General features: G+C 63.0%; 27 protein-coding genes. 15 read left to right on the top strand and 12 right to left on the bottom strand.

All coding sequences use genetic code 11. The annotated features are described in order from the left end of the window. Positions 1-123: 123 nt before the first annotated feature. From QCE58_RS10170 to QCE58_RS10155, 4 genes are all read left to right on the top strand, one after another. Positions 124-1407 (top strand): DUF927 domain-containing protein, encoded by a 1284-nt coding sequence (locus QCE58_RS10170; RefSeq protein ID WP_250496865.1) that lies wholly within the window; start codon positions 124-126, stop codon positions 1405-1407. A gap of 15 nt (positions 1408-1422) precedes the next feature. Next, a complete protein-coding gene (locus tag QCE58_RS10165; protein ID WP_250496864.1) occupies positions 1423-1824 on the top strand; it encodes a hypothetical protein in 402 nt (133 codons plus the stop codon). A 418-nt stretch (positions 1825-2242) separates the two neighbouring features. Next, positions 2243-2485, top strand: coding sequence for a hypothetical protein (locus QCE58_RS10160; protein WP_250521193.1), 243 nt, complete (start codon positions 2243-2245; stop codon positions 2483-2485). Between the two features lie 13 nt (positions 2486-2498). Then, on the top strand, positions 2499-2729 hold the full coding sequence (locus tag QCE58_RS10155; RefSeq protein ID WP_250496862.1) for a hypothetical protein: 231 nt from the start codon (positions 2499-2501) through the stop codon (positions 2727-2729). Positions 2730-3493: 764 nt separating this feature from the next. On the opposite strand, the gene QCE58_RS10150 is transcribed toward QCE58_RS10155, so the two are convergent. After that, a complete protein-coding gene (locus QCE58_RS10150; RefSeq protein ID WP_250496860.1) occupies positions 3494-3802 on the bottom strand; it encodes a hypothetical protein in 309 nt (102 codons plus the stop codon). 478 nt (positions 3803-4280) lie between these two features. Here QCE58_RS10150 and QCE58_RS10145 point away from each other — a divergent pair, with 478 nt between their 5' ends. Together QCE58_RS10145 and QCE58_RS10140 are read left to right on the top strand one after the other, a co-directional pair. After that, positions 4281-4802 (top strand): PAAR domain-containing protein, encoded by a 522-nt coding sequence (locus QCE58_RS10145; protein WP_250521192.1) that lies wholly within the window; start codon positions 4281-4283, stop codon positions 4800-4802. 12 nt (positions 4803-4814) lie between these two features. Beyond that, the gene (locus QCE58_RS10140; RefSeq protein WP_250496858.1) at positions 4815-5354 is read left to right on the top strand and encodes a DUF4105 domain-containing protein; all 540 of its coding nucleotides are present in this window, start codon (positions 4815-4817) and stop codon (positions 5352-5354) included. Positions 5355-5659: 305 nt separating this feature from the next. On the opposite strand, the gene QCE58_RS10135 is transcribed toward QCE58_RS10140, so the two are convergent. The 10 genes from QCE58_RS10135 to QCE58_RS10090 all read right to left on the bottom strand — a co-directional run bounded on the left by QCE58_RS10135 (position 5660) and on the right by QCE58_RS10090 (position 14194). Further along, a complete protein-coding gene (locus QCE58_RS10135) occupies positions 5660-6121 on the bottom strand; it encodes a site-specific integrase (RefSeq protein WP_250521191.1) in 462 nt (153 codons plus the stop codon). 310 nt (positions 6122-6431) lie between these two features. Next, positions 6432-7190 carry a M48 family metallopeptidase gene (locus QCE58_RS10130; protein WP_175982696.1) on the bottom strand — a complete coding sequence of 253 codons (759 nt, stop codon included), beginning with the start codon at positions 7188-7190 and terminating at the stop codon, positions 6432-6434. Positions 7191-7359: 169 nt separating this feature from the next. Continuing rightward, complete coding sequence (gene mdcH, locus QCE58_RS10125; protein ID WP_250521190.1) at positions 7360-8295, bottom strand: malonate decarboxylase subunit epsilon; 936 nt, start codon at positions 8293-8295, stop codon at positions 7360-7362. Further along, complete coding sequence (locus QCE58_RS10120; RefSeq protein WP_250521189.1) at positions 8292-8933, bottom strand: malonate decarboxylase holo-ACP synthase; 642 nt, start codon at positions 8931-8933, stop codon at positions 8292-8294. Before QCE58_RS10120 ends, mdcH begins: the two co-directional genes overlap by 4 nt. After that, positions 8933-9748 (bottom strand): biotin-independent malonate decarboxylase subunit gamma, encoded by an 816-nt coding sequence (gene mdcE, locus QCE58_RS10115; protein ID WP_033535772.1) that lies wholly within the window; start codon positions 9746-9748, stop codon positions 8933-8935. Before mdcE ends, QCE58_RS10120 begins: the two co-directional genes overlap by 1 nt. Beyond that, positions 9745-10587 carry a biotin-independent malonate decarboxylase subunit beta gene (locus tag QCE58_RS10110; RefSeq protein WP_250434891.1) on the bottom strand — a complete coding sequence of 281 codons (843 nt, stop codon included), beginning with the start codon at positions 10585-10587 and terminating at the stop codon, positions 9745-9747. The genes mdcE and QCE58_RS10110 overlap by 4 nt, the downstream gene beginning before the upstream one ends. Next, a complete protein-coding gene (locus tag QCE58_RS10105) occupies positions 10584-10892 on the bottom strand; it encodes a malonate decarboxylase subunit delta (RefSeq protein WP_008341815.1) in 309 nt (102 codons plus the stop codon). The genes QCE58_RS10110 and QCE58_RS10105 overlap by 4 nt, the downstream gene beginning before the upstream one ends. A 13-nt stretch (positions 10893-10905) precedes the next feature. Continuing rightward, positions 10906-11763, bottom strand: a complete 858-nt coding sequence (locus QCE58_RS10100) for a triphosphoribosyl-dephospho-CoA synthase (protein ID WP_250521188.1) — start codon at positions 11761-11763, stop codon at positions 10906-10908. Continuing rightward, a complete protein-coding gene (gene mdcA / locus QCE58_RS10095) occupies positions 11763-13424 on the bottom strand; it encodes a malonate decarboxylase subunit alpha (RefSeq protein ID WP_175982690.1) in 1662 nt (553 codons plus the stop codon). The genes QCE58_RS10100 and mdcA overlap by 1 nt, the downstream gene beginning before the upstream one ends. Further along, positions 13421-14194: a GntR family transcriptional regulator gene (locus QCE58_RS10090; protein WP_008341808.1), complete on the bottom strand. Its 774-nt coding sequence runs from the start codon at positions 14192-14194 to the stop codon at positions 13421-13423. The genes mdcA and QCE58_RS10090 overlap by 4 nt, the downstream gene beginning before the upstream one ends. A 142-nt stretch (positions 14195-14336) precedes the next feature. Between QCE58_RS10090 and QCE58_RS10085 the strand changes: the two genes are divergently transcribed. The 3 genes from QCE58_RS10085 to QCE58_RS10075 all read left to right on the top strand — a co-directional run bounded on the left by QCE58_RS10085 (position 14337) and on the right by QCE58_RS10075 (position 16850). After that, positions 14337-15650 (top strand): MFS transporter, encoded by a 1314-nt coding sequence (locus QCE58_RS10085; RefSeq protein ID WP_244807413.1) that lies wholly within the window; start codon positions 14337-14339, stop codon positions 15648-15650. 188 nt (positions 15651-15838) lie between these two features. Further along, positions 15839-16189 carry a hypothetical protein gene (locus QCE58_RS10080; RefSeq protein WP_250502226.1) on the top strand — a complete coding sequence of 117 codons (351 nt, stop codon included), beginning with the start codon at positions 15839-15841 and terminating at the stop codon, positions 16187-16189. Between the two features lie 265 nt (positions 16190-16454). Continuing rightward, complete coding sequence (locus QCE58_RS10075; protein ID WP_175982687.1) at positions 16455-16850, top strand: hypothetical protein; 396 nt, start codon at positions 16455-16457, stop codon at positions 16848-16850. A gap of 84 nt (positions 16851-16934) precedes the next feature. Here the strand turns inward: QCE58_RS10075 and fabI are convergent, their stop codons facing one another. Next, a complete protein-coding gene (fabI, locus tag QCE58_RS10070) occupies positions 16935-17732 on the bottom strand; it encodes an enoyl-ACP reductase FabI (RefSeq protein ID WP_008341802.1) in 798 nt (265 codons plus the stop codon). Between the two features lie 240 nt (positions 17733-17972). On the opposite strand from fabI, the gene QCE58_RS10065 reads away from it, so the two are divergent. The 6 genes from QCE58_RS10065 to QCE58_RS10040 all read left to right on the top strand — a co-directional run bounded on the left by QCE58_RS10065 (position 17973) and on the right by QCE58_RS10040 (position 26315). Further along, the gene (locus tag QCE58_RS10065; protein WP_250521187.1) at positions 17973-19838 is read left to right on the top strand and encodes an extracellular solute-binding protein; all 1866 of its coding nucleotides are present in this window, start codon (positions 17973-17975) and stop codon (positions 19836-19838) included. A gap of 12 nt (positions 19839-19850) precedes the next feature. Next, positions 19851-20891 carry a microcin C ABC transporter permease YejB gene (locus QCE58_RS10060; RefSeq protein WP_008341800.1) on the top strand — a complete coding sequence of 347 codons (1041 nt, stop codon included), beginning with the start codon at positions 19851-19853 and terminating at the stop codon, positions 20889-20891. Between the two features lies 1 nt (position 20892). Next, positions 20893-22014: an ABC transporter permease gene (locus tag QCE58_RS10055; RefSeq protein ID WP_008341799.1), complete on the top strand. Its 1122-nt coding sequence runs from the start codon at positions 20893-20895 to the stop codon at positions 22012-22014. Beyond that, the gene (locus QCE58_RS10050; RefSeq protein ID WP_250496850.1) at positions 22011-23609 is read left to right on the top strand and encodes an ABC transporter ATP-binding protein; all 1599 of its coding nucleotides are present in this window, start codon (positions 22011-22013) and stop codon (positions 23607-23609) included. The genes QCE58_RS10055 and QCE58_RS10050 overlap by 4 nt, the downstream gene beginning before the upstream one ends. Positions 23610-23756: 147 nt before the next feature. Continuing rightward, positions 23757-24413 (top strand): C40 family peptidase, encoded by a 657-nt coding sequence (locus tag QCE58_RS10045; protein WP_008341795.1) that lies wholly within the window; start codon positions 23757-23759, stop codon positions 24411-24413. 357 nt (positions 24414-24770) lie between these two features. Next, positions 24771-26315 (top strand): 2-isopropylmalate synthase, encoded by a 1545-nt coding sequence (locus tag QCE58_RS10040; protein WP_008341793.1) that lies wholly within the window; start codon positions 24771-24773, stop codon positions 26313-26315. The last annotated feature ends 136 nt before the right edge of the window (positions 26316-26451 follow it).

The raw sequence follows: 26451 nt of genomic DNA, 5'->3' as shown, positions 1-26451 counted from the left end.
GTGTCGGCGCGACCCGATGAACGCCCCGACGATGCCGACGCTCTCGACGCTGCCCGCGCAGAATTCTGGATGCGCTGGCGTGGCGGGTTGCCGCCGTACTCTGAAGCTCGTCGCCAAAAAACCATGAGCGCAAAGAACGATACGAGCGAACGCGCGAACGATCAACCGTCGCGCGCCGCCGTGCGCCCTCCGCCCGGTTTCGCCGTGAATCACCTTGGCGTGTTCTTCAAGGACGACGACGGCGTACCGCATCGCGTGTGCGCGCCGTTGCACGTCACTGCGCTGGTCCGTGATAGCGATTCGGAGAATTGGGGCCGCGTGCTCGAATGGAAGGACGCAGACGGTACGCCGCATATCTGGGCGATGCCGATGGAACTGTTCAAGGGCGACGGCGCGGACGTGCGTGGCGAACTCGCGCGGCTAGGGCTGGACCTTGCGCCCGGATACAAGCCGCGTAACAAACTGCTCGAATACATCACGAACGCTCGCCCGGACGCGCGGGCCCGCTGCGTGACGCGCACCGGCTGGCATCAGCATGTGTTCGTGTTGCCAGAGCGCACCATCGGCCAAGCGTCGGAGCACGTGCTCTTTCAGTCGGATACGTTTCAGCGCCACTATTCGCACGCGGGAACGCTCGCGGATTGGCAGGCGAACGTCGCGCGTTATTGCGTCGGCAATTCGCGTCTGCTGCTCGCGGTATCGACGGCCTTCGCTGCGATGCTGCTGCATCCGGCCGGACAGGAATCGGGAGGGCTGAATCTCGTCGGGCCATCCAGCACGGGGAAGACGACCGCGCTACATGTCGCGTCGTCGGTGTTCGGCGGCGCGGGGTATCTGCAACGCTGGCGCGCGACGGCGAACGGGCTGGAAGCGCTCGCCGCTCTGCATAACGATGCGCTGCTGGTGCTGGACGAACTCGCGCAAGTCGATCCCCGCGAAGCGGGCGAAATCGCCTACATGCTCGCGAACGGCAGCGGCAAGGCGCGCGCCGCCCGCACGGGAACCGCGCGCCCGCGCCAAGCGTGGCGGCTGCTGTTCCTGTCGGCGGGCGAAATCGGACTTGCGCAACACATGCGCGACGGCGGCAAGAGAATCAAGGCGGGGCAGGAAGTCAGGCTGGTGGACGTTCCCGCCGATGCGGGCGCGGAGCATGGCCTGTTCGATCATCCGCACGAATGCGAGAACGGCGGCGCGCTGTCGTCGCTGCTGACCGAGAACGCGGCGACCTACTACGGCAGCGCGGCAACCGCATTTCTCGAAGCCGCGACTGTCGATTTAGCGGTGCTGAATCAATGGCTGCATGACGAGATTCGCGCATTCGTGACGGGTCACCTACCGGCGAACGCAGGAGGGCAGGCGCAGGGTGTCTGCCAGCGCTTCGCATTGATCGGGCTGGCGGGCGAATAAGCCACGGCGAATGGCGTGACCGGCTGGCCCGAAGGTGCGGCATTCGAGGCGGCGACGCGCTGCTTCGCCGAATGGCTTGATGCGCGCGGGAGCGCAGGGAATCAGGAGCGCGCCGCCATCCTGTCGCAAGTGAAAGCGTTCATTGAGCTACACGAGGAAAGCCGCTTCTCCGATCTGGGCGCGGTGGACGACCGTCGCACGATCAACCGGGCGGGCTTCCGTCGCAGCGAGGGCAATGGCGGCGTCGAATATCTCGTTCTGCCCGAGGTGTACAAGCGCGAACTCAGCGCGGGCTACGAACCGAGAGCCGTCTCGAAGGCATTGATTGAGGCGGGCTGGCTCAACCGGCAAGCGATGGGCGCTCGCAACGGGCCGAGTGCATCGGTACGAAAGGACCGACGAAGGTGTACGTACTGACTTCTGGCGTGTGGGGCGAAGCATGACCATTCCACGAAGTTTCGCCACTGGTACAAAAGATGGGGTTACAAGGGTTACGCGGTTACAGAACGCGCCGAGTCCTCCGCCACAAGGGTGCGCGCGTAACCCGTTTTCGTCGGCACCGTTAGCCTGTAACCCCGACGAGGTAACGGCGCCCGCCGAGCGTAACCCCGTGACGGGTTACGGGGTTACGCATCCCGCAAAAACGGGTTACGCGCAAACGCCCGCCAGTCAAGGCGCAGCGGGAAGCGTATCCCATGTAACCCGCGTAACTCCGAGTTTTAAGCAAAACCCAAAATTTTCCGCCGATGCGACGTTGGTCTGCGATGGCGTACCGGTCGCGGACGGTCCGTTCTTGCCGTGGGGACCCTATCTGAGGTCAGATGCGGTTCCTCGGATGCGCACCGAACTGCGCGCGGCGATTGACGAACTGGCGGCGCGCGAAGGCTGGCCGCGCTCGCACGCGGTGGAGGTTCTGTTGCTGGCGATGATCGGGTCGGTGGCGAACCTGTTGAACGATCGTGCGCACTTCAATGCACGGCTGCGGGAACAACGCGCGCAGGCAGCCGCGCACGAAGTGCTGGCGGCGCGCACTTGGCGCGGCGAAGGTCTGGACGACCGGCGCAGCAAAGCGGACTAGCGGAGATGACGCGATGACAATCAAGGTAAGCAAGAAGGCGCGCACAAAGGACGCGGGTACGGGTGCGAAGGATGGCGAACCTCCGGCTTACGGTGCGAAGGTCGCAACGAGTCCGGTACTGCGCGGCGCGGGTGGTGCGCTGCCTTGGACAAACTTGATATTTGGCGATGCTGCGGATTTTTCGTCCTATGCGGCGCAACTACGTGCAGAATCGGAGGCGGTGACGGGCGGCGACGGGCGGTGACTTGTCGGCGGTGGAGCGAATGCTTACCACGCAGGCCAACACGCTTGACCCGATGTTCAACGCACTCTTGCGGCGCGCGGCTGTGAACGTAGGCGAGTACATGGGGCAGCAGACGTTTATGGCCGTCTAGCGCTCAAGGCACAGGCGCAGTGCCGCGCGACAGTCGAAGCGCTGGCCGAAATCAAGAACCCGCGCCCGATGGCGTTCGTGAAGCAGGCGAATATGCCGACGGGCCGCAGCAGGTGAACAACGTCGCGAGCGGCGACGCGCCGCGCGAGGCTCGCGCGCGCGGGAAAAGTGGCGAGACGACGAACGAACTATTAACGGACGTATGCGATGAGCAGACGATGGACGGCGGAGCAGCGAGCCCAGCAAGCCGAAGCCATTCGGCGCTGGCAGCCGTGGGAAAGCTCGACGGGCCCGCGCAGTGAATCGGGGAAGCAGGTCGCTTCTCGCAACGCGCGCGTACACGGAACGCGTTCGGCGCAATGGCGAGACGAGGTGCGTCGCCTGAATGGGTTCCTGCGCGAGTGTCGGGCGCGTCTGGAACAGGATGAATGAGCGGGGTCACATCGCCCGTGGAAGTGATGGGAGACGCCGTAAGAACGGGGAAAATACGGGGTTCTGGGTAACGGGTCAGCCATGAGAGGCCCGAATCTTTGAAGCACCCACGCGATGCGAAACAGGTGGGCCGCCAGTCTTGCGTGGCTACAAATTGCGGAATCGTTACACACGATTCCGCGCGCTCGCGCGGGCGAATCCAGTCAGGAATCGAGCGGCATGTTATCGCGGGTTTCAACCGCTAGCTCTTCGGCATCGTCCAACGAATCAGAGTCCGCTTCGAAGGCCCGGAACGCGCTCCGAGCGCCTCGTATCGAGTTAAGCGTGTCAACGAGAGTTGCTTCAATTGGCGCGAGTTGCGCCGCTTGCTGTGTGATGAGGAATTCCTTGTAGTGGGCGATCGTACTCCGTGCGCGATCGATGCTGACGAAGACTTGACCCAATGAACAGGAAATCTTTAGTGAGCCAGTTGCCGAAAGGAACTCTCGTTTTACTGTGGTCCGTTTGTCCATGTATCGCTCCTGTGTAAAGCCCCGGAGCCGCCCCAAGTTGGGGCGGGCGGGAACAGTGACAGGTTGGCGGACCGGGCGATAGAACCAAACCGGCAACCCTTGCGGGTTCCTGTCAAAGTCCCACCCATGGACGAACAGGAGCGACGCGCCGCGCGAACGGGCGCGCGCTAGCGGAACGCCTGCATTGCACAGGCGCTACGGGTTCTTATCGCAACAGGCCGCCAAGCCCGCTTCTGGCGCAACCACGCGCCAGACTTCGCAGAATACGACAAAACCCCGCATCGCAGATTGTACGATGCGGTCAAAATTCGTTGAATTTGGCGTGCCTATGTCTGTGGCCGGTTGCGTGTCGTCGGTGCTCTCGTATGCTGACTAATCACCGATTCGGTGAGCGTTTCATATAGGAGTTAAATTGGATGTTAAAAAGCAAGCATAACGAATCAACAATCTTCGTCATCCATAGAACGGCGGTGACTGCATGACTGACAGATTGGTTGGAAAAGGCGATTGGACGACCACGCGAGGCCGAGTTCTAGGCGGTTCCTCGTCGTTCTTCGCGGAGAACGGACAAACGCTCTCCCGTCGCAACGACATTGCAACCTGTGGCAACTGTGAAGGCGGATTTCCGATATTAGGCACTGCCGATACGATCCTTGATGAAGGCTTGCCACTCGTCAAGCATCTGGATCGAGTGCTCTGTCCGTGTGGGCAAAATCGCGTGCTTTCGGGGCATTCCGAGTTCTTGATAAGGGACGGGAAAGGCGAAGGCACTCGCTCAACGACTGGCGGCGGTTCAACAGCATTTAGCAGTGCCCCGTTTCCGAGCTTTGACGAACGATTCCAGTTATTGGACAGAAAAACGGGAGAGCCGTTAGCAAACTTCGAATACGCGATCGAACGCACTGGCGGAGAGATTGAACATGGTGTGACGGACGAAAATGGGCGAACGCATTTACTTTCATGTACAGCTAACGCCGAATCTATTCACATATACATCTGAGGCAGAGAGAGCATGGATCAAGTAAAGTCGCCTAACGGAAAGACATTAACTAAGGTTGCAACCAAGACGACAACCTTGACAAAAGATTCCACTCCGAAGCAGGTTCACGTCCAGACTGACACGGTAGAGATAATTATCAGCGACTCCCGAGCTATTTCGATGGGTTCTCAGTTTGGTCATTCCGCTATGGTTATTGATGGAATTGAGTACGGGCGAGCGCACCCCGGTTGGGATCAAGACACAAAAGAGCATTATCTGTATCGGCAACAGGTATCAATGCGAAGAGATTCATGGGGATATGTTCTTCGGATAACGGCGTCGGAAAAACAAAAGATGCTGTCGGAGATCAAGCGAAGGATGGCGGAGAATAAGACATACTCGGTAACGGATAATAGCTGTTCATCCAATGTCGCGGAAGTGTTGGAAGCTGCGGGGATTCAGGCGCACGATCCGAGATTCGCGTTCATGGATACTATATCGCCGGCTGATCTCATGGTAGGGCTGAAACACTCTAATAGGCTTGTTGGGCAAAATGTTTATCCGAAAAAGTAGCCTGCTACTCTGCGCGGCATTCCTGGTAGTTGGTTGTTCCGACCACCAAAACGAGACTTGGATTGCAGAAGAGAAGATACCTGTATATGACAGTCCGGAGGGAAGGTTGGTATTTTTCCTGCAACCGATGGACACATGCCAGCCGGGAATAGATGTGGCAGGAAAGATCGATATGTACACGAAAGTTGAGTGCAGTTCAGGCAAGGGATGGGTGTTAGGGGAGAAATTCAAAAAAATCTCCAAGGCATCGAGTCGTTAGCGAAGTGTACGGCCCGCTGAACTCGGCGGGCCATTCCTTGACACACTCAATTGCCGAAGATATGCCGCGCCCATGCTTCCATCAATGGGCGGCGCTGCTCGAGTAGGTCAGTACGGTGATACGCCGCTTCAACTTTGTTCGCTACGGTATGCGCGAGGGCACGCTCCGCAAGGTCACGGGCGTAGCCGTGCTCGCTCGACCAATCGCGAAAGCTGCTACGAAATCCGTGCGCTGTAGCAATGCGTCCGGGTGTATCACTCTTCGCTTCCACGCGCCGCAGGAATGACGTGAGAACCATATCGCTCAGAACCTTTCCGTGTGGGGACGGAAAGACAAGCGTCTCATGTAGCTCTTGTTCTTTCAGCCGCTTGACAAGCGCCAGCGCGGGCGTCGAGAGCGCGACGCGATGTGCTTCCTTCGCTTTCATCCGTTCAGCGGGCACTGTCCAGATACCCATTTTGAGCCCATCATTCGGCCCATCGGCGAATGCCGGATAGTGCCGGAACATTATAGACTTAGCCGGACAAAAAACAGAGCGTAACTTATTGATTAAATAGACTGAAATTAGAACTTGAGGGAATTCTATGGAATCTGTTATGGCCGTCTCCGCCAGTTGTCGTAGAAAGGCCCCGCAAGGTTAAAAACTTGCGGGGCTTTTTCTTTTTGCCGCGTTAGTCGGCGAAGTGCATTGCGACGAAGTGCATTGCGACGAAGTGCATTGCGACGAAGTGCATTGCGACGAAGTGCATCGCTTCGTCATCCTTCTGAATCGTCGCCGAAGAGAACGCGAGCGTCGCCGCTCGCGCTCAGTCACATCCTTACTTCCCTGACGCGATCCGGTCCTCGATATGCTTCGCGCGCGCCGGCGACGACGGATGCGAACTCAGCATGCTCGACTTGCCGCCATCGATGGTCGCGAGCTTCTGGAACGCCGTGACCAGTCCTTTCGGGTCGTAGCCCTTCTTCTTCTGCGTATCGAAGGAGTAATCGTCAGCGGCCGATTCCTGCGTTTGCGAGAACTGCGCGTTGACGAATTTTTCCGACAGATCGCCGAGCTGCGACGCCGACAGGCTTCCGACCATACCGCCCGCCGCCGAAGCCACCGTGCGCGCCGCCGACGTCGCGTACGCCACCTGCATCGCTTTCTTCGTATGGCCGAGCGCGACGTGCCCCATTTCGTGCCCGACGACACCGCGCACTTCGTCATCGTTCATCAGGTCCATGAGGCCGCTGTAGACGCGCACGCAGCCGTTCGCCATCGCCCACGCGTTGACGTCCTTCGTCAGATAGACCTTGTAATTGACCGGCACGCCGTTGATGTTGTCGCCGAGCTGCTTCGAGATCTTGTTCAGGCGCTGGGTGTACGGGCTGTTGGCCGCCGCGACTTTGTTTTCCTTGTCGAGTTCGGCACAGGACTTGTCGGACAGCGTGCGGACATCGGAGTCGCTCAGCGACAGCGCCTGAGTCGCCATTTGCCCGGATTGCATCAATTGGTTCGGATCCATGCTGCTCATGCTGCTGCACGACGCAAGTGTGAACACAGCGGAGGCCGCCAGCGCGATGCGGAAGATCGTCATAGTTTTACCTTTCGAATGTTGTTGTGATCGTCGTTCTGCGCAGATTGCGCGAACGCAGCGAAATGCTAATGACAGTCGATTCGTAAGCTATTCGAAAATTCCGATTTTGTCGGCAAAAAAGATGAAAACGCCAGCGGAAACCGTGCATCAGTCGCGCACGGAACGCGAATCAATCGGTCGCGCGCCTGCAGGCGGCGCGCACGCGTGCGGCGACGGATGCGGCGGGTGCGGTGTCCATCGCGATCGAAGCCGCGTCCGGCAAGGCTTCGGCGGCAAGCTGCGTGAGCGTCTGTCCCGGCGGCATCTCGACGAACACCTTCGCGCCGAGTTCGGCGAGCGCGATCGTCGATTCGTGCCAGCGCACCGGATAGCGCAGATTGGCGGCGAGGTCTTCGCGAATGGCGTCGGCGCGACGCAGCACGCGCGCGCCGCGATTGCCGATGTAGGCGATGCGCGGCGCCTCGATCCGCACCTTGCTCGCCGCTTCGCCGAGCCGTTGCGCGGCGCTTTCCAGCAGCACGCAATGCGAGGGCACGCTCACGCACAGCCGTTCGGCGCGCCGCGCGCCGCGCGACAGGGCGATGTCGCGGACTTGCGCGAGCGCGGCGTCGCTGCCCGAAAGGACGATTTGACGCGGCGCGTTCAGATTGCCGATGTAGGCGTCGGCGCCGCAATCGGCGATCGCGCGGGCGATCTCCCTTTCGTTGAGCCCGAGCACGGCGAGCATGCCGTAGCCGCTCGGATACGCGTCTTCCATCAGCCTGGCGCGCAGGCGCACCAGTTCGAGCGCATCGTCGAAGCGAATCGCGCCGCACACGACCGCCGCGCCGAACGCCCCGACCGACAAGCCCGCGACGGCTTCCGGCTCGACGCCTTCCTCCGCGAGCGCGCGCGCCGCGGCCACGCCCGCGACGACGAGCGAAATCTGCACGGCGACGGTCGATTTGAGCGCGTCGGCGCTGTCGAGATCGCGGACGTCCGCGCCGAGCACATCGGATGCTTCGTCGAGCGTGCGGACGATCGCCGGATGCGGCTCGCCGCCGCCGAGCCGATGCAGAAAGCCCGGCGCTTGCGCGCCCTGTCCGGGAAAGAGATAGGCGATCATGCCGCTGCCCACGGATTCGCGACGAGGCGCGGGCCGTCGGCGTGCCGCAGCATGACGCGTAGTCCGACGCGCGCGAACTCCGCGAGCGAGAAAGCCGCGTCGCATGTTTCGATCTGCACGTCGATGCGCGTGTCTTCCTTCTGCGCCGCTTGCGAGAGCGCATCGAAGAGCGCCGATGCGTCTTCGCGGGGCAAGGGCGTCGGCGCGCGCACGACGATATCGAGGTCGCTGTCGCGCGTGATCGCCGGCATCGCGCACGCGAGCTCGAAGCCCGCGCTGCCGGCCGGGCCCCATTCGAGACCGCATCCGTCGATGATCGGCGCGACCGCGCGCAACAACGCGAACGCGGGCAGGTCGCGACGCGCCGGATCGGGCTCGCGCGTGCGCAGCGCTTCGGGCGTGAGCATCGCGTCGATGTGACGCGTCTCGATCCACGCGCCGAAGCGTTCGCCGCGCGCCATTCCGCGCACGCCGACGGGAATCGCAGCGCCGATGCGCGGTGCGCGCCGCACGACGACGAACGGCGCGCGCGCGAGCGACGCGGCGACCCACGCCGGCGCGTTGTCAAAGGCGGCCGTCCCGGGCGCGATCCGCAGCAAATCGTGCGGACGCGGCGCGCGCTCCATCACGCGGTCCATCAAACGCTCCACTGCTCGCGCATGCGCCTGCGCACCTCGATCGATGCGGCGCGCGTGCGTTTCGCATCGGCGGAAGCGAGCCGGTTCGACAGATCGCGCGGACCGTTGCGCGCATCCTTCACCGCCGCCGCGAGCGATGCCTTCACGCGCTCGATGTCGGCGGAAGAGGGCGCGTCGGCGTCGACGCCTTCGATCAGTTCGTGCAGCAAGCCGAGCTTCGCGTAGGCGCTCATCTTGTACGACATCGGCAGGACCGCGTCGCCGAGCGCGTCGAGGCTTTCGACGCTGCGCCGCGTAACGCGCGCCGCAGCTTCCTTGCCCATCGCGTGGACGGCCGTGCCGGGCGCGTCGAGCGCGACGATGCGATTCGCCTGATAGCCGTGCGCGAGATACGCGCCCGACATCGCCGGTCCGACGATCAGCGCGATCACCGGATGGCCCGCGAGCCGCGCGCTCGCGTAGGCATCGACGGCGGCGGCGCACGCGAGATGAATGCCGAGCAGTTCTTCGCGACGTCCGTACGCCTGGCTCTTCACATCGACGACGGCGACGATGGCGCGCTTCACCCCGGCATCGCGATCGGCGTCGATCGTTTCGCGCACGGCGCGTGCGAGCAGCCAGCCCTGTTCGAGGCCGACGACGTTATCGGTCGCGCGCGGGAAGCGGTTCTGCGGATCGGGCACGACGGCAAAGAAGCTCGCGCGTTCGCCATCGAGAGCGCCTTCGCGCACGCGGATCGGCCCGCGCTCCGATTGCGTCGACGCAGAAGTCAGCGCGTCGAGCCAGCGCTCGCCGCGGGAAAGTGTGTCGGTCATGATGCGCCCCACAGTTTGCGCAAGGTGTCGGGATCGATGGCGTCGGGGTTGACGTCGGCGAGCCGCGCGATGAAGCCATCCACGTTCTCCGTGCGATGCCGCGGCGGCACGCCGCGCCTGAACGCCGCGAGCACGGCGTCGCGCACCTGCTCGGTATCGTCTTCGACGAGCGTGTCCGCAAGACCGACCGCGACGCGTTCCTCGCCGCCGATCATCGACCAGATGAGGCGCCGGTCGCCCGAATCGAGTTCCTCGATGCCCGCTTCCTGCTCGATCACCTCCGGCCCGTTCATGCCGAGGCGCGCCTGCCGCGTCATCACCAGCTCGGTACAGAGCGCGGCCGCGAGCGACATGCCGCCGAAGCAGCCGACCATCCCGCCGATCACCCCGACGACAGGCACATGAGCCCGCAGCGCGACGATCGCCGCCTGAATTTCGGCGATGGCCGCGAGCCCGAGATTCGCTTCCTGCAGACGCACGCCGCCGGTTTCGAACAGCACGACGGGACGGATCGCGCGCCCGGCTTCGAATTCGCTCAAGGCCATTTCGAGCGCGGCGGCGATCTTCGCGCCGGATACTTCGCCGATGCTACCGCCCTGAAACGCCGGCTCGATCGCGGCGATCACCGCCGGTTCGCCGCCGAGCATGCCGCGTGCGATGACCGCGCCGTCATCCGCCTGGCAGACGATGTTCTGCATCGCGAGCCACGGCGATTCGATGCGGTCGAACGGGCCGAGCAGTTCGCGGAACGTGCCCTGGTCGAGCAGCGCGTGCGCGCGTTCGCGCGCCGTCATTTCGATGAAGCTGTGCCGCGCGAGAAACGTGTCGTGCGCGTTCATGGCGTGTCTCCTTCGCTTTCGCTTGCTTCGACGGCTTCGTTGAGTCGCAGCATGACGACGCCGGGCGTCGCGCCGAAATCGTTCAGTTCGATTTTCGCCGCGCCGTCGTAGCGCTGGAAGAAGCGGTCGAGCACGCTTTTCCAGACATGGCCGTAGCCATCGACGCTCGTGCGGATCACCACTTCCGCGTTCGCACTTTGTGACGGCGAAAGCAGCACTTCGAGATCGCCCGAGCCGACGACGCCCACGTGCGCGCGGCGCGTGACGGGCCGTTTGGCCGGATATTCGTATCGCATGTTTTCCATCGTTCGTTCCTCTTCAGGGCAAGCGCCTGAGACTGTCGAGAAAGAGTGTCGCCGCGAGCAGGTCGGCCGCGCCGCCGGGCGATGCGTTCAGCTTCATCAGTTCTTCGTGAAGCGCCTCGAGCGCGCGACGGCCCGCGACGCTCGCCGCTCCGCCGCAAGCGATCACATCGCGCGCGCCGCGATGCGCTGCTTCGAGCGCGGGCATTCCGCCGCGATGCAGAAGACACGTATCGTCGAGCGACGCGATGATCGCGACGAGCGCATCGAGCCGCGCGTCGGATTCGGCGAGTCCGCGTGCGCGCGCGGCGTCCAGCGCGGGCAGGCCGACGAGCCGCGCGTGAGGAAAACCATCGCGCGCTTCGCCGCGTGCGCCCGCCACGCGATAGCGTTCGCTGACGCGCGCACCGTGGCTCTTCGTTGCCGTTAGCGGCGCGTAGCGATCGTCGAAACGGGCGATCTTCGCCGCCGAGAAGCAGATCGCGCCGCTGTCGTCGGGCGCTTGCATCGCCGCGCCCGCGCACAGCAAACCGATGATCCAGATCGCGCCGCGATGCGCGTTGCTGCCATCGGTTGCGCGCATCATCGCGGATTCGCCTTCGCGGCCGATGCGCGCCAGTTGCTCGCGCAAGATCTGCGACGGCTCCGCGTGCGACGCCGCGCGCGCGATCGCGAGAAACGTCGGATGCAGGGCGCGAGCGGAACGCAGCATCGTGTCCAGATCGAGATCGCGATGCGCGCCGCTGCCGCGTTCATCGACGAGCGCGGGCTTCGGCGTGAGACGCGCCTCGGCGATCAGCGCATCGACGGCGCATTGCGCGATGAGCGACGGCGACGCGACCGCGCGCGCAAGATCGCGAAGAGCCGGCTTCATCACCAGCTCCGGAAGCGCGCGGGCGGCGCGTACAAGCCGCCCGACCACGCGACGAGATCGTCGATGCTGCGCGCCGCGAGCAGCGAGCGCTTGGCTTCGCCGCGCCGCACGCCCAGATCTTCCGGATACGCGACGATGCCGCGCCGTCTCAATTCCGCCGTCTTCGCGGGATCGGCGCGCATGCCGATCGGCGTCACGCCAGCGACCGCCGCGAGCGCGGCGCGGCGCTCGTCGACGCCTTCGGCCGCGTGCAGATACGCGATGCCTTCTTCCGTCACGACGTGCGTGACATCGTCGCCGTAGATCATCACGGGCGCGATCGGCATGCCGCTTTTCTCGCCGACGGCAATCGCGTCGAGCGCATCGACGATGGTCGGCTCGCCGCCTTTCTTGTACGTCTCGGCCGTCTGCACGACGAGCTTGTGGCCGCGCGCGATCTTCGGATTCGGGCCGTCGTCCTTCAGGAGCTTGAGCCACGCTTCGCTCGAATGACGCCGGCCGCGCGGATCGTGTCCCATGTTCGGCGCGCCGCCGAAGCCCGCGAGCCGCCCGAGCGTGACCGTCGACGAATTCGCGTCGGCGTCCATCTGCAAGGTCGAGCCGATGAAGAGATCGACACCGTATTGCCCCGCGAGCTGGCAGAACACGCGATTCGAGCGCAGGCTGCCGTCGCGGCCGGTGAAGAACACATCGGAGCGCGCCGCGATGTAGTCCTCCATGCCGACTTCGCTGCCGAAGCAATGCACGCTGTCCACCCAGCCGGATTCGATCGCGGGAATCAGCGTCGGATGCGGATTGAGCGCCCAGTTCGTGCAGATCTTTCCTTTGAGGCCGAGCTTCTCGCCGTATGTCGGCAACAGCAGTTCGATCGCGGCCGTATCGAAGCCGATGCCGTGATTGAGCGCCTTGACGCCATAGCGCTCGTAGATGCCGCGGATCGTCATCATCGCCATGAGAATCTGCAATTCGCCGATGTGACGCGGATCGCGCGTGAAAAGCGGCTCCACGGCGAACGGACGATCGGCCTCGACGACGACATCGACCCACGAGCCGGGAATATCGACGCGCGGCAGTTCGTCGACGATTTCGTTCACCTGCGCGACCACGATGCCATGCCGGAACGCGGTGGCTTCGACGATCGTCGGCGTGTCCTCGGTGTTGGCGCCCGTGTACAGATTGCCGTGCCGGTCTGCCTGCACCGCGCACACGAGCGCGACCTGCGGCGTCAAGTCGATGAACATGCGCGCATACAGTTCGATGTACGTATAGATCGCGCCGATCTCCAGCATGCCGTCTTCGAGCAGTTGCGCGACGCGCAGGCTTTGCGGCCCGGCGAACGCGAAATCGACCTTGTGCGCGATGCCTTGCTCGAAGAGCGCGAGATGCTCGGGACGGCTGATGCTCGAGATCAGCAGATGGATGTCGTGCACGCGATCCGGATCGAGCTTCGCGAATGCGCGCGAGAGAAAGTCCGCCTGCTTCTGATTGTTGCCTTCGAGCGCGACACGGTCGCCGGTGACGATGAGCGCACTCAACGCATCGACGATGTGCGCGGCATCGAGCACGGAGCCGTTCATCCACGGCTCGATCAGCTTAAGACGCCGCGCTTTTTCCTGCGCGCGCGTGTTCCAGTTGCGGGTTTTAGCGATGACGTCGTTCATTGGTCGGCCTTGACGGAATTCGATCGGGAAGATGCGCGGCGTTTCTTCTTCTTGACGTGGCTCGAGTGCGCGAGCGCCTGGGCATCGGCGAGAAAGCGGTAGAGCAGTTCGCCCGTCGCGAGCAGATGGCGCGCGACGAGCGTCTGCGCCTGTTCGATATCGCGCGCGGCGAGGGCATCGAAGATCGCGCGGTGCTCGGCATCGGATGAATCCTTGTGGATCGGCAGACCGAGCTTCAGCCGCAAATAGCGTTCGCCGCGCCGATGCATCTGGCCGATCAGCTCCATCAGCCGAGGACGGTCGGCGGGCGCGTAGAGCGCCATGTGGAACTGCTCGTTGCGCACGACGTAGAGCGTCGGATCAGGCTCGTTCTCGGCGGCTTCGAGCAGGCGTTTCGCGTCGGCAAGCGTTTCGGGCGTGTGATGCGCGATCGCAATGCCGATCGCGAGACTTTCGAGCGATGCGCGAATCTCGTAGATCTCGCGCGCCTCGTCGGCCGATTGCAGACTGACGGCCGCGCCGCGATTCGGCTCGATTGTCACCCAGCCTTCGCTTTCGAGCTGGCGGAACGCTTCTCGCACCGGAATGGCGCTGACCGAAAACTGCCGGGCGATCGCGTCCTGCCGCAGCGGCTCGCCCGGCAACAGCGAGCCATCGACGATGGCGGCGCGCAGCGCATCCGCGATGAAGCGCGACGTGCTCTGGCGCGGTTCGAACTGCGCGTCGCGAAATGAGGCCGGAGTCGATCCGGCTGAGAGATCTGTCGGCATGGCTAGGTGAAAGTGCGGACTTGTCGTGTGTCGATGTTCAAATATTATATATAAAAACGCACACGGTACTTCGGTGCTTTCCCTAGACGCCATAACAAACATTTTTAACCGGCGCGTCGCTAATTCCTTTGGAGACATGGCCATGCCCAGCACGCTGGATCGACAGATAAGCGCCACGCGCGCCACGAAGACACCGCTCAACCGGTCGCAGATCACCGGTTTCTGGGGTGCGTGGGCCGGCTGGACGCTCGACGGAATGGATTCGTTCATCTACGCGCTCGTGCTCGCGCCGGCGCTCACCGAATTGCTGCCGCGTTCGGGCTATGCGGCGACGCCGGCGAACATCGGGCTTGCGGGCTCGATTCTCTTCGCGCTCTTTCTCGTCGGATGGGGACTGTCGTTCATCTGGGGACCGCTCGCCGACCGTTTCGGACGCACGAAAGTGCTCGCGGCGACCATCTTCACGTTCGCGATCTTCACCGGCCTCGCGGCGACCGCGCATAACGTGTGGGAGCTCGGCTTCTATCGGTTTTGCGCGGGCGTGGGGATCGGCGGTGAATGGGCGCTCGCGGGCACGTATGTCGCGGAAGCCTGGCCGGAAGACCGCCGGAAGATGGGCGCGGGTTATCTGCAGACCGGCTACTACGCGGGCTTCTTCCTCGCCGCCGCGCTCAATTACACGATCGGCGCGACGTTCGGCTGGCGCGCGATGTTTCTCGTCGGCCTGTTTCCGGTCGTCGTGTCGATCATGGTGCTCCTGCGCGTGAAGGAAACCGACAAGTGGGAACGCGCCGAAACCGCTCATCCGCACGTCAAGCACGAGAGTTCGCTGAAGGCGATCTTCAATGCGCAATATCGCAAGCGGACGATCGTCGCGGCCGTGCTGCTGACGGTGGCGATCATCGGCTTGTGGGCGGGCGCGGTGTATGAACCGTCGGCGGTCGTTCAGCTCGCGACGAAGGCGGGCATGGACAAGCACGATGCCGCGCGCATGGCGTCGATCGCGACGGGGCTGCTTTCGATCGGCACGATCGTCGGCTGTCTCGCGCTGCCGCCGATGGCCGAAAAGATCGGCCGCAGAAAGACGCTCGCGGTGTATTTCGTCGGCATGGCGGCGTCGATCGCGCTCGCGTTCGGCTGGGCGTTCTATCTGCCGAACGGGCTGGTGCCGTTCATCGCGCTGCTCGTCGTGCTGGGCTTTTTCGGCGGCAACTTCGCGCTCTTCTCGCTGTGGCTGCCCGAGCAGTTCGAAACCCGCGTGCGTGCGACGGCCTTCGCGTTCTGCACGTCGGTCGGGCGCTTCTTCGGCGCGATCGTGAACTTCGGCATCGGCGCGATGGTGCTCAACATGAAGACGCTCGGCGTGCCGATTGCCATTACCGCGATTGCGTTTCTCATCGGTCTCGCGGTGATCCCGCTCGCGCCGGAAACGAAAGGCCAGGAACTGCCGAACTGATCTTCGCTGCGCCTCTCACGAACGGCGATCTTCGCGATGCGAGGGCCGCCGTTTTTTCATCTGCACGAGCTTACTTTTCGTAAGTTTTTCCTCGGTAATAGCAGGTTACGAAGTCGAACACTCGATGCGGCATCCGTCCGATATAGTCCGGTCAACACAACAAACAACCCATCGGGGTGGGGCTTTACATGAACAAGGTATCGAAGGCTTCCGTGCTGGCTGGCGCCGTGATGTTCGGCGGTCTGATGGTGTCCGGCGCGGCCAATGCGGGTGTGTCCGTGGGCGTGAACATCGGGGTGCCCGCGCCCGTGTACGTCGCGCCCGAGCCGGTCTATGCGCCGCCTCCGCCGCCCGTCGTGTACGCGCCGCCTCCGGCGCCGGTCTACGTGCAGCCGGCCATCGTGGTCGGCTGGCATGGCGATCGTTACTGGGATGGCCGTCGCTACTGGGATCGCGACGATTACTATCGCCACTACGATCATGGCCGCGGCCACGATCAAGACGGCCATGACCACGGCCGTCACAACGGCTGGCGTTGATCGTCCCGCGCCGCCCGGCGTCCGTCGCCGAAAGCCACTCGTTCGTCACGGGTGGCTTTTTTGTTGCCGCTTGAACGTGGAAGGGCGAATTCCCAGTAAAACAACAACGCCGCGAATTCTCACCCGCGCGATGTAACAAAAGGTAAGGTTTCTCCAGACGTAAAGCGCGAGCAGGCAATAACTTACAAAGCTGAAATATTGCGTCGAAAGGTTTTCGTTATATTTGAGCGCAAGCGAACAAGTACAAAGCGAGGTCCGGTTGCATATGAAAAAGAAGTTCTCGGGACGAATCGTGGCCGGTGTGCTGACCATGGCGGCGCTGAGCGTGACGGGCATCGCGCGCGCGGCGGACGTTCATGTCGGCGTGAATATCGGCATTCCGGCGCCGGTCTACGTCGCGCCGACGCCGGTCTATGCACCGCCTCCGCCGCCCGTCGTCTATCAGCCCGCGCCGATGTACGCGCCGCCGGTCGTCATCGGCTGGCATGGCAGCCGGTACTGGGACGGCCGACGCTATTGGAGCCGCAACGACTACTATCGTCATTACGGGCACGGCCGTCCGCCGCCTCCGCCGCGCCCGCATGGTCCGCCGCCGGGGCACGGTTACGGACATGGCAACGGGCACGGCAACGGACATGGCGGCCCGCACGGCTATCGTTGAGGCAGGGCGCGGTCATCGCGGCAAATAAAAAGCGCCGCTCACCTGAAGTGAGCGGCGCTTCGTTTTGCAGCTGCGAACGGGCGCTTATTCCGCGTCGCCGCCCATTCCGCCGACGACCGCATGGAATCCGGCATCGACGTGGACGACTTCCGCGCTCATGCCGCTCGACAGATCCGACAGCAGGAACGCGGCGACATTGCCCACTTGCTCGATCGTCACATTGCGCTTGAGCGGCGCATTCTGTTCGACGAAGTTCAGAATCTTGCCGAAGCTCTTGATGCCGCTCGCCGCGAGCGTCTTGATCGGGCCGGCCGAGATGGCGTTGACGCGTACGCCCTTGGCGCCGAGCGACTGGGACGCCGCCATGTAACGCACGCTCGCCTCGAGCGATGCCTTCGCGAGGCCCATCGTGTTGTAGTTCGGCAGCGCGCGCTCGGCGCCGAGATACGACAGCGTGAGCAGCGACGAGCCGTCTTTCAGCATCGGCAGCGCGGCTTTCGCAAGCGCGGGGAAACTGTAGGCGGAGATGTCGTGCGCAACGCGGAAGTTCTCGCGCGTCATGCCGTCGAGGAAATCGCCCGCGATCGCCTCGCGCGGCGCGAAGCCGATGGAGTGCACGAGGCCGTCGAGCGAGTCCCAGCGTTCTTTCAGCGACGCGAACAGCGCATCGATTTGCGCGTCGTCGGCGACGTCGCACGGATAGACCATGTCGCTGCCGAACTCGGTCGCGAACTCGGTGATGCGCTCCTTGAAGCGCTCGCCGACATACGTGAACGCCAGTTCCGCGCCTTCGCGCTTGCAGGCCGCGGCGATGCCGTAAGCGATCGAGCGGTTGGACAGCAGGCCCGTCAGCAGAATTCGTTTTCCAGCGAGAAAGCCCATGAATGCTCCTTCTTTGATGTCAGTGTCGCGGCGCGCACCGGTTGTCCGATGCCGCGCGGGGTCGTGCGTGGCGCGATCGGCCAGTCGACAACCCTTGGGTCGCAGGCCGAGCGGTGCGTGATTTTGGGTAGAATTCTCTCACATCGCAATGCCTCGCCTTAAGATTCCCGCGGCTCGCGCTTCGGGTTTCCGGCCGGGTCACTCCATCGCGTCACACACTCAAATCGCGCCCAGAGGCACATGACGATCCGTTTATGCAGCGCCTCACGCTTGGTCCTGACCTGGTCGCTGGCCGCATCGGCGGCATGGCTCGCGAGTCCGGCTTACGCGGTGCATGCCATCGCGCAATACGGCGAGCCGAAATACCCGGCCGGTTTCAAGCACTTCGATTACGTGAATCCCGACGCGCCGCGCGACGGCACGCTCGTCCTCGCGAACCCGAACCGGCTGACGAGCTTCGACAAGTTCAATCCGTTCACGTTGCGCGGCAATCCCGCGCCCGGTCTTTCGCTGATGTTCGAGAGCCTGACGACAGGCAGTTCCGACGAAGTATCGACCGCTTACGGCCTGCTCGCCGATGACATTTCCGTCGCGCCCGATGGCATGTCGACCACCTTCCACATCAATCCGAAAGCGCGCTTTTCCAACGGCGATCCGGTCACGGCGGAAGACGTGAAGTTCTCGTTCGAGACGCTCAAGAGTCCGCTTGCCGCGCCGCAGTTCTCCGTGTACTTCGGGCAGATCGCGCGCGCGGTGATCGTCGATCCGCAGACGATCCGCTTCGAGTTCAAGATCGCGACGCGCGAGATGCCGCTGCTCGCGGGCGGCATTCCGGTGTTTTCGCGCAAGTGGGGCATGAAGCCGGACGGCACGCGCATTCCGTTCGACAAGATCGCGTTCCAGAAGCCCATCGGCAGCGGGCCGTATCTGATCGATCGTTACGACAACGGCCGCACGATCTCGTACCGGCGCAATCCGGATTACTGGGGCGCGGCGCTGCCGGTGCGTGTCGGCACGTTCAATTTCGCGCGCATCGACTACAAGCTTTACGGCGATCCGACCGCGCGCCTCGAAGCGTTCAAGGCGGGCGAGTACGACGTGCTGGTCGAGTACGTCGCGCGCAGTTGGGTGCGGCGCGATATCGGCAAACGCTTCGACAGCGGCGAGCTCATCAAGCGCGAGTTCCCGCACCACAACGGCACCGGCATGCAGGGCTTCTTCATGAACACGCGCAAGCCGCTCTTCAAGGACGTGCGCGTGCGTCAGGCGCTCGATCTCGCGCTCGATTTCGAGTGGCTCAACCGGCAACTGTTCTTCAATCAGTACAGGCGCATCGACAGCTTTTTCGTCAACACGGATCTGCAGGCGAAGGGATTGCCGAGCGAAGGCGAACTCGCGATATTGAACCCGCTGAAGAAGCAGCTCGATCCTTCCGTGTTCGGCGAGATGCCGCGTCAGCCGGACACCGATCCGCCCGGCTCGCTGCGCGCCAATCTCATCAAGGCGCGCGAATTGCTCGCTCGAGCCGGCTGGACGTATCGCGACGGCGCGCTGCGCAACGCGAAGGGCGAGCCGTTCGTCTTCGAGATTCTCGACGACACCGGCGGCGGCGCGTCGATGGAGCCGGTCGCGGCCGCGTTCGGGCGCAATCTGCAGAAGCTCGGCATCACGATGAACTTTCGCACCGTCGATTACGCGTTGATCCAGAAACGTCTCGATGCGTTCGACTTCGACATGACGAGCGTGCGCATGCCCGACGTGCAGGTGCCGGGCACCGAGCAGGTTTCGCGCTTCGGCAGCAAGTCCGCGGACGAGCAGGGCTCCGACAATCTCGCAGGCGTGAAGTCGCCGGCCGTCGATGCGATCCTGCAGACAGTGATCTCCGCGCAGACGCGCGAGCAACTGGTGGACGCGACGCACGCGCTCGATCGCGTGCTGATGAACGGCTACTATGTGGTGCCGCACTGGTACTCGGCGACGCATCGCGTGGCGTATCGGAATACGCTGGCGTACCCGTCGACGCTGCCGCTGTATTACGGCGCGGAAGAGTGGGTCATATCGACGTGGTGGGCCAAATCCGGGCCCGCCGCGCACGCGGCGAAGTAACGAGGACGCGCCATGTGGAGCTACATCCTTAAACGCATTCTCTTGATGATCCCGACGCTCATCGGCGTGTTGACGCTCACGTTCGTCGTGATCCAGTTCGTGCCGGGCGGTCCGGTCGAACAGGCGGTGCACGACTTGCGGCGCGGACAGTCCGAAGGCGGCGGCGGCTTCGGGCTGCGCACGCATACGGGCGTCGATGCACAGCAGGTCGAGCAACTGAAGAAGCTCTACGGCTTCGACAAACCGCCGCTGCAACGCTACTTTCTGATGCTCGGCAAGTTCGCGCGCTTCGATCTCGGCGAGAGTTATTTCAGGCATCAGAGCGTGTGGTCGCTGATCGTGTCGAAGCTGCCGGTGTCGATCAGCATCGGCTTGTGGACCTTCTTCATCACGTATCTGATATCGGTGCCGCTCGGCATCGCCAAAGCCGTGAAGAACGGCTCGAAGTTCGATGTCGCGACGAGTCTCATCGTGCTCGTCGGCTTTGCGATTCCGGGCTTCGTGCTCGGCGTGCTGCTGCTCGTGCTCTTCGGCGGCGGCACGTTCTGGCAACTGTTTCCGCTGCGCAATCTCACGTCCGACAACTGGGCGACGCTCTCGCTCGGCGGCAAGATTCTCGATTATCTGTGGCACATCACGTTGCCGGTCGTGGCGTCGGTGGTGGGCAGCTTCGCCGTCGTCACGATGCTCACGAAGAACGCGTTCCTCGACGAAATCCGCAAGCAATATGTGCTGACCGCGCGCGCCAAAGGCTTGAGTGAGCGGCGCGTGCTGTGGAAGCACGTATTCCGCAACGCGCTCTTGCCGCTGATCGTCGGTTTTCCGGCGGCGTTCATCGGCGCGTTCTTTACGGGCAGCCTGCTGATCGAGACGCTCTTTTCGCTCGACGGCCTCGGACTGCTCTCGTACGAATCCGTCGTGCGGCGCGACTATCCGGTCGTGCTCGGCACGCTTTATCTCTTCACGCTGATCGGCCTCGCGACGAAGCTCATCTCGGACCTCTGTTACGTCTGGGTCGATCCACGCATTCAATTCGAACAACTGGAGCGCTGATTTGAATCGAGCCGCTTCACCGGAATCGTCACGGCGCGGTGCCAACGGCAGCGATGCGCAACCGCTGCGCGGCGCGGCATCGGTGCCGCCAGGACGGCGCGTATGGCTGCGCTTCAAGCGAAACAGGCTCGGATACTGGAGCCTGATCGTGTTCATCGCGGCGTTCGTCATCAGTCTCGCGGGGCCGCTGTGGTCGAACGACAAGCCGCTCGTCGTGCGCTATCAGGGCCACTTTTACTTTCCGCTCGTGAAGACGTATGCGGAGACGACCTTCGGCGGCGACTTTCCGACGCCCGCCGATTATCTCGATCCGTTCGTGCGCGATCGCTTCAGCGCGCCCGGCAACTTCGCGATCTATCCGCCGAATCACTACTACTACGACACGCTCAACTATTTTTCGAAGGGCTCGAACCCGGCGCCGCCGTCGCGCGAGAACTGGCTCGGCACCGACGATCGCGGCCGCGACGTGTTCGCGCGCCTCGTCTACGGCTTTCGCGTGTCGGTACTGTTCGCGCTCGTGCTGACGGCGATCGGCACCGTGCTCGGTGTCGTCGCGGGCGCGGTGCAGGGCTACTTCGGCGGCAGGATCGATATCACCGGGCAACGCCTGATCGAAATCTGGAGCGCGTTGCCGGAGCTTTATCTGCTGATCATCTTCGCGTCGATATTCGAGCCGAGTCTCATTCTTTTGATCATCCTGCTGTCGCTGTTCGGATGGATCGGCCTGTCGGATTACGTGCGCGCGGAGTTTCTGCGCAACCGCACGCAGGATTATGTCCGCGCCGCGCGCGCGATGGGTTTGTCGAACTGGCAGATCATCTGGCGGCACGTCTTGCCCAATAGCCTGACGCCCGTCATTACGTTCCTGCCGTTTCGCATGAGCGGAGCGATTCTCGCGCTCACGAGCCTCGATTTTCTCGGCCTCGGCGTGCCGTCGCCGACGCCGTCGCTCGGCGAGTTGCTCGCGCAGGGCAAGGCCAATCTCGACGCGTGGTGGATTTCGCTGTCGACGTTCGGCGTGCTCGTCGCGACGCTGCTCCTGCTGACCTTCATGGGCGACGCCTTGCGCAACGCGCTCGATACGCGTATTTCCGATGCCGTGAAAGCCGGAGGCGGGCAGTGACGGAGCCGCTACTTTCGATCGAAGACTTGCGCGTGCGCTTCGGCGACACGCTCGCGGTCGATGGCGTCAATCTCGACATTCGCGCGGGCGAGCGTGTGGCGCTCGTCGGCGAATCGGGCTCGGGCAAGAGCGTGACGGCGCTGTCGGTGTTGCGCCTCGTGCACGAGGCCGAAGTGAGCGGATCGATCCGCTTCAACGGCGAGGAATTGCTGTCGAAAAGCGAACGCGCGATCCGAGGTCTGCGCGGTTCCGACATCGCGATGATCTTTCAGGAGCCGATGACCGCGCTCAATCCGCTCTACACGGTCGGGGACCAGATCGGCGAGACGATCCGCCTGCACGACGGCACGAGCCCGCGCGAGGCGAGAAAACGCGCGATTGCGCTGCTCGCGCGTACGGGGATCACCGAGCCGGAAAGGCGCGTGGACAGTTATCCGCATCAGCTTTCGGGCGGACAGCGTCAGCGCGTGATGATCGCGATGGCGCTCGCCTGCCGGCCGCGGCTTCTTCTCGCCGACGAGCCGACCACCGCGCTCGATGTGACGATCCGCGCGCAGATCGTCGAGTTGCTGCTCGAACTTCAGCGCGATGAAGCCGAAAAGCGCGGCATGGCGGTGCTGCTCATCACGCACGACCTGAATCTCGTGCGGCGCTTCGCCGAGCGCGTCGCGGTGATGGAGAAGGGCGTGCTCGTCGAAAGCGGCACGGTGGAGGCCATTTTCGCGTCGCCGCAGCATCCGTACACGAAGCGGCTCATCGAGAGCAAGCCGAAGCGCAGCGTGCTGCCGGTGCTGCCCATCGCCCCGGTGCTGCTCGATGCGAAGGATGTGTCCGTCGATTACCCGACGCGTCTGCCGGGTTTCGCTGGCTGGTTCCGGCGCGGCCGCTTCAGGGCCGTCGACGACGTCACGCTGACGGTGCGCCAGGGCGAGACGCTCGGCATCGTCGGCGAATCGGGGTCGGGGAAATCGACGCTTGCGATGGCGCTACTCGGCCTGCAGCGCATCTCGAACGGCGCGGTGGAGTTCCAGGGGCGCGCAATCGGCGATTTTCGCGGACGCGAAAAAACCGTGCTGCGCTCGAACTTGCAAGTGGTGTTTCAGGACCCGTTCAGCTCGCTCTCGCCGCGGCAGACGGTGGAGCGCATCGTCGGAGAAGGGCTCGCGCTGCATCGACCGGAACTCGATGCCGCCGCTCGACGGGCGAAAGTGATCGCCGTGCTGCGCGAAGTCGGCATGGAGCGCGCGGCGCTCGATCGCTATCCGCACGAATTCTCCGGCGGACAGCGCCAGCGCATTGCGATCGCGCGCGCGCTCGTGCTCGAACCGAGCATCCTGATCCTGGACGAGCCGACCAGCGCGCTCGATGTTTCCATTCAAACTCAAGTGCTTGCGCTTCTGGCCGATATTCAGAAGAAGCACAATCTTGGTTACGTTTTCATTAGCCACGACCTGCAGGTGATCGGCGCGATGGCTCATCGCGTCGCGGTCATGCGGAATGGTTTTGTCGTGGAGTCGGGGGAAGTAGAGAAGATTTTTGCGAACCCTTCTGACGAATACACAAGAAAGCTTCTGAAAGCATCGCTAGTTTCCTAAAAATCTTTCTTTTTCGCCAATTGGGTGCGCGTCTCAATTGTATTTTTCTATTTCTTTTGACAGTTAAATACTTTATGGCTAGTATCCCTCCAAACTTTCACGTATCTCCCTGATTTAGCAGCTTTTAATTGTAAAACCTACCGACCGATGCAGCCACTAACGATGACTCAGACATGTGCGCGCGCCGCCGCGAGCATGTTAATCGGCCTTCTGATGACAACAACTTCCGGCGCGTTCGCCGACGAAGTCAGCAGTAGCAGCCAAAATGCCAACAACGGCATTTTCTCCAGCAAATCCAGCGATGCAGCAAGCGCAGACGCCGCCAGCAATCCGGGCGGCGCGAAGTCGTTTCTGTCGGGCGTGGCGAGCAAGGCGGGCGACGTCGTCGTCGGCGCGCTCAACATGATCGGCGTGCGTTATCGCTGGGGCGGCAACACGCCGGATTCCGGTCTCGATTGCAGCGGCTTTGTCCGCTACGTTTTCCAGGACACGCTCGGCATGACCTTGCCGCGCCGCGCCGAGGAAATGAGCCGGGTCGGCGAGAAAGTGACCGTCTCCGACCTGAAGCCGGGCGACCTCGTGTTCTTCAATACGATGCGCCGCTCGTTCTCGCACGTCGGCATCTATATCGGCGACAACAAGTTCGTGCATTCGCCGTCGACCGGCAGCACGATCCGTGTCGACGACATGGAAGACGGCTATTGGGAAAAGCGTTTTCAGGGCGCGCGTCGCATCGAGAACGCGCAAGTCGGCGACGGCGCGGAACTGCGCCAGCGCGTGAGCGCGTCGATCGGCGGTTACTGATCGTCTGTCGGCATCGAAAAAAGCCTGCCTCCTTTGCGGACGCAGGCTTTTTTGTTTTGCGTTCGGGCGCGAGGCAGCGTCAATCGGCGCAATCGGAAAGCCTCATTGCACAGGTCATCAAAAGTCGTTATAGTTTTTAAATGAACTTTTTCACGTTCCCCTTCTCGTTGTTTCCGGCTAGTGCGTCGCTACGCGCACTATCGCTGCTAGCGCGCCTACCGCGCTGATCCTTCACGCCTCCCGTCTGCTCGTCCATTCAGGTTTTCGACGCCAGCGGTGGCGCGAACACCCGAATTCCCTTTTGAGTTTCGTCTCGATATCTCCAACAATCGATAAATCTCCCCACAGGAGCCCAACATGGCAGCAGACAAGTTGATCATCTTCGACACGACCTTGCGCGATGGCGAGCAGTCCCCCGGCGCGTCGATGACGAAGGAAGAGAAGATCCGCATCGCGAAGCAACTGGAACGCATGAAGGTCGACGTGATCGAGGCCGGCTTCGCGGCCAGCTCGAACGGCGACTTCGACGCGATCCACACCATCGCGGGGCTCGTGAAGGACAGCACGGTCTGCTCGCTCGCCCGCGCGAACGACAAGGACATCCAGCGCGCCGCCGATGCGCTCAAGCCCGCCGGCCAGTTCCGTATCCACACGTTCATCGCGACGTCGGCGCTGCACATGGAGAAGAAGCTGCGCATGACGCCGGAGCAGGTCTACGACCAGGCGCGCCTCGCGGTGCGTTTCGCGCGCAAGTTCACGGATGATGTCGAATTCTCGCCGGAAGACGGCAGCCGCTCGGATATCGATTATCTCTGCCGCGTGCTCGAAGCCGTGATCGACGAAGGCGCGCGCACCATCAATATCGCGGATACGGTCGGCTACGGCGTGCCGGAGCTCTACGGCAATCTCGTCAAGACGCTGCGCGAGCGCGTGCCGAACTCCGACAAGGCGATCTGGTCGGTGCATTGCCACGACGACCTCGGCATGGCGGTCGCGAATTCGCTCGCGGGCGTGCAGATCGGCGGCGCGCGTCAGGTCGAATGCACGATCAACGGTCTGGGCGAGCGCGCGGGCAATACGTCGCTCGAAGAAATCGTGATGTCGGTGAAGACGCGCAAGGATTACTTCGGCCTCGATCTGGGCATCGACACGACGCAGATCGTGCCGACCTCGAAGCTCGTCTCGCAGATCACCGGTTTCGTCGTGCAGCCGAACAAGGCGGTCGTCGGGGCGAATGCGTTCGCGCACGCTTCGGGCATCCATCAGGACGGCGTGCTGAAGGCGCGCGACACCTACGAAATCATGCGCGCGGAAGACGTGGGCTGGAGCGCGAACAAGATCGTGCTCGGCAAGCTGTCGGGCCGAAATGCGTTCAAGCAGCGTCTGGAAGAACTGGGCGTGACGCTCGAATCCGAAGCCGACGTGAATGCGGCGTTCGCGCGCTTCAAGGATCTCGCCGACCGCAAGGCCGAAATCTTCGACGAAGACATCATGCAGATCGTCTCCGAGGAATCCGCCGAGGCGCAGGCGAAAGAGCACTTCCGCTTCGTGTCGATGAAGCAGCATTCGGAAACCGGCGAGCAGCCGCAAGCGAAGGTCGTGTTCGCGGTGGAAGGCACCGAAGTCACGGGCGAAGCGCGCGGCAACGGTCCGGTCGATGCGACGCTGCACGCGATCGAATCGAAGGTCGAGAGCGGCGCGGAGCTCGTGCTGTATTCGGTCAACGCGATCACGACCGGCACGCAGGCGCAGGGCGAAGTCACCGTGCGTCTGTCGAAGAGCGGTCGCATCGTGAACGGCGTGGGCACGGATCCGGACATCGTCGCGGCGTCGGCGAAGGCGTACATCGCCGCGTTGAACAAGCTGCATTCGAAGGTCGAAAAGCTCAATCCGCAGCTCTGATTCGATCGGTCGAAACGCAAAAAAGCCCTCTTCGCGAGTAATGCCGTTCAGTTAAGGTCTTTTCTTAGATAGCGAACGGTGTACCGTTTAGGGCGGGATTTGACGACCCGGTCGCATGTGCGTCCGGGTCGTTTTT

Source organism: Caballeronia sp. LZ028 (assembly GCF_031451415.1).
In the GTDB taxonomy this organism is placed as follows: domain Bacteria; phylum Pseudomonadota; class Gammaproteobacteria; order Burkholderiales; family Burkholderiaceae; genus Caballeronia; species Caballeronia zhejiangensis.
The sequence above is the reverse complement of the archived record's forward strand: the minus strand, read 5'-3'. Positions and strand labels throughout refer to the sequence as shown.

Coding starts and splice junctions, on each gene's coding strand:
- QCE58_RS10170 (WP_250496865.1), top strand. CDS start 124: ATGAGCGCAAAGAACGATACGAGCGAACGCGCGAACGATCAACCGTCG.
- QCE58_RS10160 (WP_250521193.1), top strand. CDS start 2,243: ATGCGCACCGAACTGCGCGCGGCGATTGACGAACTGGCGGCGCGCGAA.
- QCE58_RS10155 (WP_250496862.1), top strand. CDS start 2,499: ATGACAATCAAGGTAAGCAAGAAGGCGCGCACAAAGGACGCGGGTACG.
- QCE58_RS10150 (WP_250496860.1), bottom strand. CDS start 3,802: ATGGACAAACGGACCACAGTAAAACGAGAGTTCCTTTCGGCAACTGGC.
- QCE58_RS10145 (WP_250521192.1), top strand. CDS start 4,281: ATGACTGACAGATTGGTTGGAAAAGGCGATTGGACGACCACGCGAGGC.
- QCE58_RS10140 (WP_250496858.1), top strand. CDS start 4,815: ATGGATCAAGTAAAGTCGCCTAACGGAAAGACATTAACTAAGGTTGCA.
- QCE58_RS10135 (WP_250521191.1), bottom strand. CDS start 6,121: ATGTTCCGGCACTATCCGGCATTCGCCGATGGGCCGAATGATGGGCTC.
- QCE58_RS10130 (WP_175982696.1), bottom strand. CDS start 7,190: ATGACGATCTTCCGCATCGCGCTGGCGGCCTCCGCTGTGTTCACACTT.
- mdcH (WP_250521190.1), bottom strand. CDS start 8,295: ATGATCGCCTATCTCTTTCCCGGACAGGGCGCGCAAGCGCCGGGCTTT.
- QCE58_RS10120 (WP_250521189.1), bottom strand. CDS start 8,933: ATGGACCGCGTGATGGAGCGCGCGCCGCGTCCGCACGATTTGCTGCGG.
- mdcE (WP_033535772.1), bottom strand. CDS start 9,748: ATGACCGACACACTTTCCCGCGGCGAGCGCTGGCTCGACGCGCTGACT.
- QCE58_RS10110 (WP_250434891.1), bottom strand. CDS start 10,587: ATGAACGCGCACGACACGTTTCTCGCGCGGCACAGCTTCATCGAAATG.
- QCE58_RS10105 (WP_008341815.1), bottom strand. CDS start 10,892: ATGGAAAACATGCGATACGAATATCCGGCCAAACGGCCCGTCACGCGC.
- QCE58_RS10100 (WP_250521188.1), bottom strand. CDS start 11,763: ATGAAGCCGGCTCTTCGCGATCTTGCGCGCGCGGTCGCGTCGCCGTCG.
- mdcA (WP_175982690.1), bottom strand. CDS start 13,424: ATGAACGACGTCATCGCTAAAACCCGCAACTGGAACACGCGCGCGCAG.
- QCE58_RS10090 (WP_008341808.1), bottom strand. CDS start 14,194: ATGCCGACAGATCTCTCAGCCGGATCGACTCCGGCCTCATTTCGCGAC.
- QCE58_RS10085 (WP_244807413.1), top strand. CDS start 14,337: ATGCCCAGCACGCTGGATCGACAGATAAGCGCCACGCGCGCCACGAAG.
- QCE58_RS10080 (WP_250502226.1), top strand. CDS start 15,839: ATGAACAAGGTATCGAAGGCTTCCGTGCTGGCTGGCGCCGTGATGTTC.
- QCE58_RS10075 (WP_175982687.1), top strand. CDS start 16,455: ATGAAAAAGAAGTTCTCGGGACGAATCGTGGCCGGTGTGCTGACCATG.
- fabI (WP_008341802.1), bottom strand. CDS start 17,732: ATGGGCTTTCTCGCTGGAAAACGAATTCTGCTGACGGGCCTGCTGTCC.
- QCE58_RS10065 (WP_250521187.1), top strand. CDS start 17,973: ATGACGATCCGTTTATGCAGCGCCTCACGCTTGGTCCTGACCTGGTCG.
- QCE58_RS10060 (WP_008341800.1), top strand. CDS start 19,851: ATGTGGAGCTACATCCTTAAACGCATTCTCTTGATGATCCCGACGCTC.
- QCE58_RS10045 (WP_008341795.1), top strand. CDS start 23,757: ATGCAGCCACTAACGATGACTCAGACATGTGCGCGCGCCGCCGCGAGC.
- QCE58_RS10040 (WP_008341793.1), top strand. CDS start 24,771: ATGGCAGCAGACAAGTTGATCATCTTCGACACGACCTTGCGCGATGGC.